The sequence below is a fragment of the Flavobacterium sp. genome (assembly GCF_965277525.1).
Taxonomy (GTDB): domain Bacteria; phylum Bacteroidota; class Bacteroidia; order Flavobacteriales; family Flavobacteriaceae; genus Flavobacterium.
Map to the genome: position 1 here is coordinate 1 of NZ_CBDIDC010000015.1, position 13,328 is coordinate 13,328.

Sequence of the window (13,328 nt, forward strand, 5' to 3'; positions counted from 1 at the left end):
AAAAAGTAACAGATTCTAAAACCAAAAATCTCTGGATTTACGGTTTAGATGATAATGATATTTTTCAAGTAATCGGGAATCAGAAATCGAGAATAAAAATTCGTTTAATTGGTGGTCAGAATAATGATACATACAACATCGAAAACGGAAAAAGAGTAATTGTGTACGATTTTAAATCAAAAGAAAACACTTATAATCTAGATTCCCGAACCAAAACAGAACTAACTGATGATTACGATGTGAATTTATACAACTACGAGAAACCAAAGTATAACGTGATATCAGGACTTCCAAACATTGGCTATAACCCTGACGATGGTGTAAAAATGGGCGTAAATTTAAATTATACGGTCAACAATTTCAAACAGAATCCTTATACACAAAGGCACGTTTTAAATGCGTTCTATTACTTTGCTACAGGAGGTTTAGAATTTAATTATGTAGCGCATTTTCCAGGGTTATTGGGTAAATGGGTCATTGATGTTGAATCGCAATATACAACACCAAATTTTGCGATAAATTATTTTGGATATGGAAACGAAACCAAAAACAATACAGACGAATTTGGAATGAATTACAACCGTGTTCGTATTCAGAAATTTAATGTGTCCGGAGCTATCAGACATGTGGGCCGATATGGAAGCGAATTCAGCTTTCAGCCTATGTTGCAACAAATGAGGGTTGAAGAAACTAAAGACCGCTTTATTGATACACCAAATATTATAAGTCCAAACGTTTTTGACAGTCAGGTTTATGGTGGTGCAAAAATTAAATATCTTTTTAAAAATGCTGATTTTGCTGCAAAACCAACGTTAGGAATGGCTTTTATGGTTTCTGCAACCTGGATGACTAACTTAAGTGATACAAAACAAAACTTTCCCACTATTGAAAGTTATCTGGGCTTTACCCATAAGATAGATCATAATGGAAAACTTGTATTAGCTACGCTCTTAAAAGGAAAAGCAATTTTGAACAATAACTACGAATTTTATCAAGGTGCTACTTTGGGTGGAGATACGGATTTACGCGGTTATAGAAACGAACGCTTTTTAGGAAGTTCCTATTTTTCTCAAAGTAGTGATTTACGTTTTACTATTGGTAAAATTCAAAAAACAATTGCTCCTTTGACCTACGGAATACTGGGCGGATTCGATTATGGAAGAATATGGCTTGATGGCGAAAGTTCCAAAAAATGGCATCAGGATTATGGTGGCGGATTTTGGATCAATGCAATCAATGTTTTGACAGCCAGAATCTCTTATTTTAAATCTCCTGAAGAAGAAGGAAGAGTTATTTTTGGAGCAGCATATAGTTTCTAAGAAAGACTCAAAGTAACAAAGTTTTTTAGCCACGAATTCACGAATTATTTTACAATAAAAATTCGTGAATTCGTGGCTAATTTTTTTTGCAACTCTAAGCTTATCAACTTAAAAAAAACGTAGAAACTTAGTTCCTTAACAACTCAGAACCTAGAATATTAAAATCACTTTAGTTTAAACTCATAAACATTACCTCCTACTTTCTTTGTTTTTTCGTCGGCGATTAGTAAAGTGTTATTATCTTTAAAAACAATCGCTTCTTTTTGCGAATAGTGATTTAGTTTTATTTCGGTTTGAGTTCCTGTATCGAATAAATCTCCTTTGAAACCTTTAAACAAAACAATTTTATCGTGACTTAATAAAACTACTTTTTTACCATCAGGACTAATTGTTGCACCGGTTAAAACACAATGATTATAATTATCACAGGTTTTAAATTCACCAATCTTAGTCGCTTTTTGAGTTCCAGGCGCATTTAATATTTTATAAATAAAAGCGGTTCCGTCAAAACCTTTACTTCGGTTTTTAGTAAAAAGATAAAAATAATTTCCATGTTCAAAAAAACCTTCAACATCAAAAAATAGCTCTTTTTTCTTTGGCGGAAATTCAGTTTGTTCCGGATACGAGAATGAAATTTTATATTCGGCGACAGCCAAATCTTTATTCAGCTGATTTTTATTGAGTTTATATATACATAAATCTTTTCGTTCATTATCATTGTTTCCAAAATCTCCAATATAAATATTACCCCTTTTATCTTTTGTAATGTCTTCCCAGTCTACGTTTGTCGCATTTGTGATGGTGATTGTTTTAGCAATTTTTCCATCTGAATTAATGGCATAAACAGCATTTTTGTTTCCACTGTCTTCTAAAGTATAAATCAAATTCGTTTCAGGAAAATACGTAATTCCAGAAACTTCTTTTAGTTTTTTCGGAAGTGAATAGAGGGTTTTAAAATCAGCATTTGACTGTTGCTGACAAGCCAGTAAAGCAATAGAAACTCCAAGTAAAAAAAACTTTTTCATAAGATTATTTTTTAATTTATTTAGCCACAGATTAAGGGATTAAAATGATTTTAAAAATGATCCAATAAATAAATCCATTTAATCTGTGAAATCTGTGGCAAAAAACGTCAGATTAAATTTGTATTTTTAAAATTGCGCGTGATAAACTCAAATGCCGCAAACATAATATGTCCCATAGATTTGGCATTTTTAAACTTCATATCATTGGTATAACGATACAATTCCATTTTTAGTTGATTGAGATGTTCATCTGTCGATATTGTATCGTGACACATTATATTCAGTAATTTTTTAATCCTGTTTTCGGCAGAATGAATACGTTTGGCCAAAATCGCTCTTTCTTCATCTTTATATTGAATTATTGACCGGTCTTCCAGTTTTTCCTTAATCAACTGAATCATTGGATAGTTTTCTTTAAAAAACTGCGGACGATACACTTTAAAATTCCCTTCGTAGCATTGCTGATCAAAATCAATAGGTCGAATTTTATAAACAACCTGATCAAAATCGTGAATTGGAACAATTACATAGTTATATGCCCGCATATCTCCTAAAAGCCTGATCATACAGCGTTCGTTAAACTTTACAAATTCTTTCGCAATCTGAGATTTTTCGGTTTCGGTACAATTATCCAATAGCGTCTCCATAAAAACATCTCCGGGAATTCCGATAATATGCTCCTCTATTAAAGTGTCTTTATAGACCAAAAAGTTAATTTTATCAGGAGAAAGGATATCTTCTAATTCCAATCCGTAAATTCGGGAAGCATCAGCTTTTTTTATATAAAAATGAACATAATTGTCATTGAGAATATTTCGAACTTTGATCCTAAAAGGCTTTGAATTGCCAAAAGTACAATAGTCAATGGCATCAACATTTAAAAACTGAATGATCTCATTATTTCCATCAGAATGTAAAAGCGAATATATTTTTTTTAAATTTAAATCAATTTCAGTTCTTTCAAATTCATTGTAATAAACCCTAATCCATAAAGTATCCGTTTCATTTTTATCATATACATTTACAGAACCGGAAAATCGCAATAAATCATCATAAAAAACAGATACTTTCGAAATACGCTCGTATCTTTCTAAATAACTTAAAAGAGAGGGTATTAAAGGGTACGATGGTTTTTTTAAAACCATTAAAGGTTCGCTCATTTTGAATATCTTTATTACAAATTTACATTAAATAAAATTTAGCGTAACAATATACAAGCTGAATCGTCTTACTAAAAACTAAAACCTAATAAATTTGGAAACCATACTTACTATTGAAAATCTTCATAAAAGATACGGGCGAATTCAAGCCTTAAAAAATATCTCTTTTGAAATACAAAAAGGTCGCGTTTATGGCATTTTAGGCCCTAACGGAAGCGGAAAATCGACTACATTGGGCATTGTCCTGAATGTTGTAAACCGCACATCAGGCAATTACAGTTGGTTTGGAGGAAAAATTCAGACTCATGAAGCGCTAAAAAAAGTAGGCGCTATTATCGAAAGACCCAACTTTTACCCGTACATGACCGCTGAAGAAAACCTGAAATTGGTTTGTAAAATAAAAAGCATCAATTATTCTAAAATTAATGAAAAGCTTGGTTTAGTAGGTTTAACAGAAAGGAAAGATAGCAAATTCAGTACTTTTTCGCTAGGAATGAAACAACGTTTAGCTATTGCATCAGCACTTTTAAATGATCCTGAAATTTTGATTTTAGATGAACCAACTAACGGCCTGGATCCGCAGGGAATTCATCAAATTCGAGATATCATCAAAAAAATCGCTTCACAGGGAACTACTATTTTATTAGCTTCACATTTATTGGACGAAGTCGAAAAGGTTTGCTCACATGTGATTGTTTTGCGAAAAGGAGAAATTTTATATTCAGGTTCAGTAGATGGAATGTCGGCAAATGAAGGCTTCTTTGAAATTATGGCTGATGATAATGAAACTTTAAAAAATGTTTTAGCGGCTCACTCTTCCGTTGATCGAATTACCGAAGAGGAAGGGAAAATTTTGGTTTATTTAAAATCAGATTTATCAGCTTCAGAACTCAACCAGTTTTTATTTTCTAAAAACATTACGCTAAGTCATTTAGTAAAACGTAAAAACAGCTTAGAAGCACAATTTTTAGAATTAACGAAAAATGCTACCATCCAAAACAATTAAACCATGAACAGACTTATCTCTATAGAATTACAAAAAATCTGGAAAAACAAAGCCAGTCGTGTATTAACTTTAACGTATTTCATTTTACTTTCTTTCATTGCCTTAATCGCTTCTATAAAATTTGATATTGGTCCTTTAAAATTTCATTTTGCTGAAATGGGAATTTTTAATTTTCCTTATATATGGCATTTCAACACTTACATTGCTGCCTGGCTAAAATTTTTCCTGGCTATTGTTATTGTTTCTATGATGGCAAACGAATACAGTTATGGCACCTTAAAACAAAATTTAATTGATGGTCTAAGCAAAAAAGAATTTATTTTATCCAAATTCTTAACAGTTGTACTCTTTGCTTTATGTTCTACTATTTTCATCTTTGTAATGACGCTGATTTTAGGATTTTCTTTCTCTTCTTATAAAGAACTCGATGTCGTTTTTATGGATTTAGATTATCTCTTAGCCTTTTTTGTAAAGCTAACAGGTTTTTTTTCTTTCTGTTTATTCCTGGGAATTTTAGTAAAACGTTCTGCATTTGCTTTAGGTTTTTTAATGGTCTGGAGTATTTTTGAAGGAATCGTAAAAGGAATATTAGTTTTCAAAATTTTTCCGGATAGCAATACAGGCAATTATATTACCCAATTTCTTCCTTTAGAAGCGATGTCAAACTTAATCATCGAACCTTTTTCAAGATTATCAATTGTAAAAAGCATTGGAACACAGATGGGCGTAGAAAATACTAAAGATTACGGTGTTCATTATCTTTCTATTTTAATTGTTTTAGTCTGGACGTTTTTATTCATTTACTTTTCTTACAAACTATTAAAAAATAGAGATTTATAGTATATTTGAGCTATGAATTATTTTAAGGTTCTTTTATGGGTTTCTTTAATGTGCTTAGTATCTGTAAAGATAAAAGCGCAGAATATAACCATTGATGATACAAAAACTCCTCAGCAGCTTATTGAGAATGTTTTAATAAATAGCTCTTGTGCTACTGCTTCGCATTCATCAGGTAGCGGAGATACATTTAGACCAGGCAGGCAAAGTTTTGCTTATTTTAACAGAAACGGAAGCAGCTTTCCTTTTGAGGAAGGCATCGTATTAGTAACGTCAACAGGTCAAAGTGCGGTTGGACCGTTTGTTAGTAATGCTATCGACGGTCAGGATGACAACGATAGATGGGGGCGTGACAGCGATTTGGATGAGATACTAGGTATTACCTCTGTAAATACCACACTTTTAGAATTTGATTTTACTGCTTACACAACCTCCCTGAGTTTTAATTATATTTTTGCTTCAAATGAATATCAATATAACTATCCCTGTGACTTTTCTGATGGATTTGCTTTTTTAATCAAAGAAACCGGAACTACTGATCCCTATCAAAACTTAGCTGTATTACCTGGTACTAATATCCCTGTTTCTTCGATAAATATTCGCCCAAAAATTGAACCTGGAGTAAGACCTGGCGGTATTGCCTACACGGGCTGCGAGGCCTCAAACCAAAGTTATTTTAATGGAACAAATAGTAGCACCAGTCCGATAAATTATGCCGGACAAACTGTGGTTATGACTGCAAAAGGCACAGTAACGACAGGAAAAACATATCATGTAAAACTGGTAATCGGGGACGCTACAATTAAACTGCAAAATTCAGCCATATTTCTCGAAGCCGGAAGTTTTGCTTCAAAAATTGTACTTGGAGAAGATCGTACTATTGCAACAAATAATCCTGCTTGTTTTGGAGAAAAAATCATCTTAGACAGCAAGTTAGCAGCTGCAGATTATAATTTTAAATGGTACAAAAAAAATGATCCCAGTACTACTCTAAGTACAAATTCAACTTTTGAGGTTACAGATGCCGGAAATTACAAGATCGAAGCCACTGTAAAAGGTACATCATGTATATTATCCGGAGAAATTAAAATTGAATATGCAGCTGAAATAGTGTCAAACAATACAACATTACTACAATGTGATGACAATACGGACGGAATTACCATTTTTAATTTAACCAAGGTTGATAATATAGTCAAAAACAATGCTTCCGAAATTTTAAACAAAGGCCATTATGAATCATTAGCGGACGCTCAAACAGAATCAAATCCGATTGTAACTCCAGAAAAATATACCAATAAAATCCCTGATCAAATTGTCTTCGCCAGAATTGAGAATCAATATGGCTGTTTTGAAATTGCCGAAGTAAAATTGCAAATCCCCACCACAGTAATTCCAGATCAAAATCCAATAATAACTTGTGACAGAGACGATAAACAAGATGGTTTCTATCAATTTGATCTTGGTACTCAAGTTACTCCACAAATTGCAACAGGTTTGCCTGCCGGATTAATTTTTAACTATTATTTGAATAGTAATGATGCAATAAATGATACAAATGTATTACCCAACATTTTCAAAAATACTACTCCATTTAGCCAAATTATTTATGCTAAAGCCACAAATGGTGCAGATTGTTTTGATATTACACCAATTACACTTGTGGTAAACACCTTCGATCCTCCTAATTTTGAAGACGAATCACAAAGTTTATGCAAAGGCGATCAGCTAACATTGAGCGTTGCCAATAATTTTGCTACTTATTTATGGAATACAGGAAGTACTGACAACTCTATAACAGTGACTACCGAAGGTGCTTATTCAGTAGTGGTAACAGATGTAAACGGTTGCGAAAAAACGAAGAAATTTAAAGTCGTATTATCTGAACCAGCCCTGATAACTGATGCTGTTGTTAAAGATTTTTCCGGAACTGACAATTCAGTTTTAATAAAATATACGGGAATTGGTACTTATGAATTTTCAATAGACGGAAGTGTTTTCCAGGACGATCCGTTATTCAGCAATGTAAAACCCGGAATTTATAATGCAATTGCCAGAGATAAAAATGGCTGCGGATTATCTAATTCATTCCTATTATACGTTTTAGATTATCCAAGGTTTTTTACACCAAACGGAGACGGATATAATGATTTATGGCTGATCACCAACATAGATCAGCTTCCGGATTATAAAATATTTATTTTTGATCGTTATGGTAAATTATTAAAGCAAATGAATCAAAATACGGAAGGTTGGAATGGTCTTTTTAACGGCCAACAATTACCTGCAGACGATTATTGGTTTACTTTAGAATTTATAAATGGTAAGACCGTAAAAGGTCATTTTAGTTTAAAAAGATAGAGTAAATAAAAAGCAATGTTCAATTGAGTATAAATTTCGAATTCGAATATTACAATTCCATCCTGATAATTCAACTCATCATAACGGGAAACTTCTCAACATAAAAAAAGCCATTCAAATGAATGGCTTTTATTTTTATAAAATGATAAAAATTAGAATTTAAATCTTTTTCTATCAGTTTCTGTCAAATAAATTTTTCTCAAACGAATAGATTTTGGTGTAACCTCTACATATTCATCTTTTTGAATGTACTCTAAAGCTTCTTCAAGAGAGAAAATAATTGGTGGGATGATTCTTGCTTTTTCATCATTTCCAGAAGAACGAACGTTAGATTGTTTTTTCTCTTTAGTTACGTTTACACACATATCATCAGCACGAGAGTTTTCTCCAATTACCTGTCCTTCGTAAATTTCAGCATTTGGTTCAACAAAAAACTTACCACGATCTTGCAATTTGTCGATAGAATAAGGAATCGCTTTTCCTTTTTCCATAGAAATCAATGAACCTTTATTACGTCCGGAAATTTCTCCTTTGTATGGCTCATATCCTATAAAACGGTGTGCCATAATAGCCTCACCAGCTGTTGCAGTAAGTAATTGGTTACGCAATCCAATAATTCCACGTGATGGAATATTAAATTTTACAATCATACGTTCCCCTTTAGTTTCCATAGAAAGCATTTCTCCTTTACGCATTGTAACGAATTCAACTGCTCTACCTGAAAGATTTTCTGGTAAATCGATTGTTAATTCTTCAATTGGCTCACATTTTTTACCATCAATTTCTTTGATGATAACTTGTGGCTGACCAATTTGTAACTCATACCCTTCTCTTCTCATTGTTTCAATAAGAACAGATAAGTGAAGTACTCCACGGCCAAAAACCATGAATTTATCAGCAGAATCAGTTTCACCTAACTTCATCGCTAAGTTTTTCTCTAATTCTTTTGTCAATCTTTCTCTAATATGACGAGAAGTTACAAATTTACCTTCTTTACCAAAGAAAGGTGAATCGTTAATTGTAAACAACATACTCATTGTTGGCTCATCAATTGCGATAGTTTGTAAAGCTTCAGGATTTTCTGAATCGGCGATTGTATCACCAATTTCAAAACCTTCAACTCCAATAATAGCGCAGATATCTCCAGCAATTACTTGTTGTACTTTTTTACGGCCCAGACCTTCAAAAGTATGTAATTCTTTAATACGTGATTTTATTACTTTACCATCTCTTTTTACTAAAGAAATTGGCATACCTTCATTCAACACACCTCTTTCAAGACGACCAATAGCGATACGACCTGTAAAAGCAGAGAAATCTAGTGATGTAATCAACATTTGAGGAGTTCCTTCAGATACTTTAGGAGCTGGTACATTTTTGATTACCATGTCTAATAAAGGCTCAATGTTGTCCGTTTGGTTTCTGAAATCATCAGACATCCAGTTGTTTTTAGCAGAACCATAAACAGTTGGGAAATCTAATTGCTCTTCAGAAGCACCTAATTCAAACATTAAGTCAAAAACTTTCTCATGAACTTCTTCAGGAGTACAGTTTTCTTTATCAACTTTATTGATAACTACACAAGGTTTAAGACCAAGGTCAATCGCTTTTTGTAATACAAAACGCGTTTGTGGCATTGGACCTTCAAAAGCATCAACTAGCAAACATACACCATCGGCCATGTTTAATACACGTTCTACTTCTCCTCCAAAATCGGCGTGACCAGGAGTATCGATAATATTGATTTTTGTTCCTTTATATTGAACTGATACGTTTTTTGAAGTAATAGTAATACCTCTCTCACGCTCTAAATCGTTATTATCAAGAATTAAATCACCTGTGTTTTCGTTGTCACGAAATAATTGACAGTGATACATAATTTTATCAACCAAAGTGGTTTTACCGTGATCGACGTGGGCAATAATTGCAATGTTTCTAATAGATTCCATCTGAGATTTTTAATGGGTGCAAAGGTACACTTTATTTTGATATAAAAAACGTTTCTGCGATAGTTTGCGTATAGACAAGTAATTAGTTCGTTAAAACATTGTAAATTTAACCTCCAAAATGGGCTTTCGGTGTTGTTTAATTATAGTTAATTTAACTATATTTGAGTAATGAAAAGTAAAACTCTCCAAATTACTCTAGTTTACGTTATCATATCGCTAATTATGGCAGCAGTCTGTCATAAAATACTTACTGCCTACTTTTCTAAAATAGGATATTTTTATTTATTCTTCGTAAAAGATATCCTTTTCATACTCGCTACAGGATTTATTTTCAGATACATACTTGCAAAAAACGAGAACAGAAACATCTCTATTTTCGAGAAATTAAAAAGAACAAACGAAGAAATCAAAGAATCGAACGAAAAATATGACATTGTTGCAAAAGCAACCAGTGACACTATTTGGGACTGGAAAATTCAGGAAGACAGCATCAACTGGAACAAAGGAATAGAAAGTGTTTTTGGTTATAATCCTGAAGAAGTTGGTAAAACATCAAAATGGTGGTTTGACAAAATACATCCGGAAGACAGTATCAGAATGTCTATTAAACTATACTCTTTTATAGAACAAAAAACGGAAAAATGGCAAGATCAATACCGCTTCAGATGCGCTAACGGAACTTATAAATATGTTTTAGACAGGGGATTTCTCTTAAAGGACGAAAACGGAAGAGCGATCAGAATGATCGGAGCCATTCAGGACATCACCAAACAAAAAGAAGAAGAACAGCGCTTAAAACTTTTAGAAACCGTAATTACACAATCTAAAGATTCTATTTTAATTACAGAAGCAAACTCAGTAGATCGTAAAATTCCTAAAATCGTTTACGTAAACCCTGCATTTTCGCACATGTCAGGATATCTCTCACATGAAATAATAGGCAAATCACCTAATATCTTCAAGGGACCCAAATCAGATTCAGAAGAACTGAAAAAACTGTTAAGAGCTATAAAAAACAAAGAAGAGTGCTTAATAGAAACCATTAGTTACACAAAGAAGAAAGAAGAATATTGGGTTCGCTTTTCAATGATTCCCATTTTTAACAACGAAGGCACAATTTCCCACTGGATCTCTATACAAAGGGACATAACAGACGAAAAAAAGTTAGAAACAGAAAAAGAACACCTTATTCGGGAACTAACCCAAAACAATAAGGATCTAAAGCAATTCTCATATATTACTTCACACAATCTGAGAGCACCATTATCCAACTTAATCGGACTTTTAAACCTGACAGAAGACATCCCTATTGAAGATCCTGAACTCCAGGAAATCCTGACCGGCTTTACCAAATCAACTCATTTACTAAACGAAACCATCAACGATTTAGTAAAAGTCATTATAATCAAAGACAATCCTTCCATGCAAAAAGAAGAAGTGTCATTAAAAGAAGTTTTTGAAAATGTTTTTAGTCAATTATCTTTTCAAATAGAACTGCACAAACCCATCATTAAGCTTCATTTTGAAAAAGTACCATTGTTAAACACAAACAAAGCCTATATCGAAAGCATATTACTTAACTTATTAACCAATTCCATAAAATACAAATCAGAAAACAGAAAACTAAAAATATCTATTACCGCAGAACAAATAGACCATAAAGCAGTCTTAACTTTTAAGGACAACGGAATTGGGATTGACTTAGAAAGAAATCGTGATAAAGTCTTCGGATTATACCAAAGATTCCATAATTACCCTGACAGTAAAGGCCTGGGCTTATATTTAGTAAAATCGCAAGTTGAAACCATGGGAGGAACAATCAGCATCGAAAGCGAAGTCAACAAAGGAACAACATTCACAATAACATTTAAAAATTAATTCATATGCTCGAGCAAATTTTATGTATTGACGATGACCCAATCACGTTGATGTTATGCAAAAAAGTAATTTCAAAATCATCTTTTTCCAAAGAAATTATCACCGCTCAAAATGGAGAAGAAGCGTTGCACCATTTTAATACTTTAAAATACGATAAAAACAAAGCAAGTAAGCCCGAATTGATTTTTTTAGACCTAAACATGCCTATTATGGGGGGCTGGGAATTCCTGGACCACTTTACTTCTCCTGCTTATGCTGAGTTTAATACTGCAAATATAATTGTACTATCTTCCACAATTAATCCTGAAGATTTGGCCAAAGCAAAAAAATACCCAATTATCATTGACTTCCTTTCAAAACCAATCACACAGCCAATGCTGGAATACCTCAAAAAGAAAATCGATCTTTAATTAAATCCCTTTATACAAATCCATACTAGCAATAACAATGACATTCCCTCCGGGTCAGGTTGTCCGCTAAATCTTTTGTTCCAGTTCATTTAGTATAAACGAGAAAATCCTGATAGTCACAAAAGGATATCACTCCCATCCCTAACGCAATCCCCACACAACGATAAAATTCCAAAAATAAATAAATCCCAAATTCCAATAGGTATTGCTACAGTATTGGAATTTGGAATTTATTTATTTTTTTTTTGAAAACTTATCCTCTTTTGTCTAAACAAAAAAAAGCCCTCTAAAAGAGGGCTTTCATATATTTAGGAAATTGTAATTAATTACAATTTAGCAACATGCTTAGTTAATTTAGACTTCAGGTTAGAAGCTTTATTATCATGAATGATGTTCTTTTTAGCTAATTTATCAATCATAGAAATTACTGTTGATAATTTTGAAGTTGCATCAGATTTATCAGTAGCTATTCTTAATGCTTTAATCGCATTACGAGTAGTTTTATGTTGATATCTGTTAAGAACTCTTCTTTTTTCGTTACTTCTGATTCTTTTTAATGCTGACTTATGATTTGCCATTTTTTTTTAATTTTAGATGTAATAATTATTATAGAATACTAGTTAAAAAAGAAAAACCTCCCACAATTGCAAAACAATCACTTTGGTTTTAACTAATAAAACAAAAACCGAGACACCAATTTTTATTTTATAAAACTTATTCACAACTAATTTTAGTAGTCTGTAAGGGAATCGAACCCCTGTTACCAGGACGAAAGCCTGGAGTCCTAACCCCTAGACGAACAGACCATTATCGTTCTAAGTTTTTCTATATTTAAATAGAGGTATTATTGTAGCCCGTAGCGGAATCGAACCGCTCTTACATGGATGAAAACCATGCGTCCTAACCGATAGACGAACGGGCCATTTTTAATTCTCAGTATTTCAAGAAAAATTTCGCAGTAAAAGTAGTAGCCCGTAGCGGAATCGAACCGCTCTTACATGGATGAAAACCATGCGTCCTAACCGATAGACGAACGGGCCTGCTTCCCTAATGCGGATGCAAAGATACATCTATTTTTTAGTTGCACAATAGTTGATGCAAAAAAAAATAAAAAAAATTAATATGCCTTAGCAAACAGCACTCTTTTTGAAGAAGGATTCCCTGTAAACACACAGGTTCCCGCCTCTTCTACAGCATCTAAAGGGATACAACGAATGGTTGCTTTTGTTACGTCTTTTATTTTTTCTTCAGTAGCAGCTGTACCGTCCCAATGAGCGGATACAAACCCGCCTTTACCCTCTAAAACTTCTTTAAATTCCTCAAAACTATTTACTTCCGTAATATGAGTATCACGATAGTCTAAAGCTTTATTAAATAAATCAG

At 32.9% G+C, this 13,328-nt stretch carries 9 protein-coding genes, 3 tRNA genes and 2 pseudogenes; 6 read left to right on the top strand and 8 right to left on the bottom strand.

Annotation, left to right across the window (positions count from 1 at the left end; all coding sequences use genetic code 11):
- Window positions 1–1,319: pseudogene (locus ACQY44_RS26050) on the top strand (metallophosphoesterase); the annotation flags it as partial.
- A gap of 164 nt (window positions 1,320–1,483) precedes the next feature.
- On the opposite strand, the gene ACQY44_RS26055 reads toward ACQY44_RS26050, so the two are convergent.
- Both ACQY44_RS26055 and ACQY44_RS26060 read right to left on the bottom strand, forming a co-directional pair.
- Window positions 1,484–2,344, bottom strand: a complete 861-nt coding sequence (locus tag ACQY44_RS26055) for a hypothetical protein (protein ID WP_428233189.1) — start codon at window positions 2,342–2,344, stop codon at window positions 1,484–1,486.
- A 107-nt stretch (window positions 2,345–2,451) separates the two neighbouring features.
- Window positions 2,452–3,504: a hypothetical protein gene (locus ACQY44_RS26060; RefSeq protein ID WP_428233190.1), complete on the bottom strand. Its 1,053-nt coding sequence runs from the start codon at window positions 3,502–3,504 to the stop codon at window positions 2,452–2,454.
- A gap of 94 nt (window positions 3,505–3,598) precedes the next feature.
- Between ACQY44_RS26060 and ACQY44_RS26065 the strand changes: the two genes are divergently transcribed.
- Genes ACQY44_RS26065 through ACQY44_RS26075 form a run of 3 tightly spaced genes read left to right on the top strand, consistent with a single transcriptional unit; the run spans window position 3,599 to window position 7,708 of the window.
- A complete protein-coding gene (locus ACQY44_RS26065; RefSeq protein ID WP_428233191.1) occupies window positions 3,599–4,510 on the top strand; it encodes an ABC transporter ATP-binding protein in 912 nt (303 codons plus the stop codon).
- A gap of 3 nt (window positions 4,511–4,513) precedes the next feature.
- Window positions 4,514–5,350 carry an ABC transporter permease gene (locus ACQY44_RS26070; RefSeq protein WP_428233192.1) on the top strand — a complete coding sequence of 279 codons (837 nt, stop codon included), beginning with the start codon at window positions 4,514–4,516 and terminating at the stop codon, window positions 5,348–5,350.
- Window positions 5,351–5,362: 12 nt separating this feature from the next.
- Window positions 5,363–7,708 carry a choice-of-anchor L domain-containing protein gene (locus ACQY44_RS26075; RefSeq protein WP_428233193.1) on the top strand — a complete coding sequence of 782 codons (2,346 nt, stop codon included), beginning with the start codon at window positions 5,363–5,365 and terminating at the stop codon, window positions 7,706–7,708.
- Window positions 7,709–7,860: 152 nt separating this feature from the next.
- Here ACQY44_RS26075 and typA read toward each other — a convergent pair whose 3' ends face one another.
- The gene (typA, locus tag ACQY44_RS26080; RefSeq protein WP_428233194.1) at window positions 7,861–9,657 is read right to left on the bottom strand and encodes a translational GTPase TypA; all 1,797 of its coding nucleotides are present in this window, start codon (window positions 9,655–9,657) and stop codon (window positions 7,861–7,863) included.
- Window positions 9,658–9,879: 222 nt separating this feature from the next.
- Between typA and ACQY44_RS26085 the strand changes: the two genes are divergently transcribed.
- Together ACQY44_RS26085 and ACQY44_RS26090 are read left to right on the top strand one after the other, a co-directional pair.
- Window positions 9,880–11,535: a PAS domain-containing sensor histidine kinase gene (locus ACQY44_RS26085; protein WP_428233195.1), complete on the top strand. Its 1,656-nt coding sequence runs from the start codon at window positions 9,880–9,882 to the stop codon at window positions 11,533–11,535.
- 5 nt (window positions 11,536–11,540) lie between these two features.
- A complete protein-coding gene (locus tag ACQY44_RS26090) occupies window positions 11,541–11,945 on the top strand; it encodes a response regulator (RefSeq protein WP_428233196.1) in 405 nt (134 codons plus the stop codon).
- 326 nt (window positions 11,946–12,271) lie between these two features.
- Here ACQY44_RS26090 and rpsT read toward each other — a convergent pair whose 3' ends face one another.
- From rpsT to ACQY44_RS26115, 5 genes and pseudogenes are all read right to left on the bottom strand, one after another.
- On the bottom strand, window positions 12,272–12,523 hold the full coding sequence (gene rpsT / locus ACQY44_RS26095; protein ID WP_056252442.1) for a 30S ribosomal protein S20: 252 nt from the start codon (window positions 12,521–12,523) through the stop codon (window positions 12,272–12,274).
- 156 nt (window positions 12,524–12,679) lie between these two features.
- Window positions 12,680–12,751 (bottom strand) — tRNA-Glu (locus tag ACQY44_RS26100).
- A 44-nt stretch (window positions 12,752–12,795) separates the two neighbouring features.
- Window positions 12,796–12,867: transfer RNA gene (locus ACQY44_RS26105), tRNA-Glu, on the bottom strand.
- Window positions 12,868–12,913: 46 nt separating this feature from the next.
- Window positions 12,914–12,985, bottom strand: a tRNA-Glu gene (locus ACQY44_RS26110).
- A gap of 77 nt (window positions 12,986–13,062) precedes the next feature.
- Window positions 13,063–13,328 (bottom strand): annotated as a pseudogene (locus ACQY44_RS26115) (proline--tRNA ligase); the annotation flags it as partial.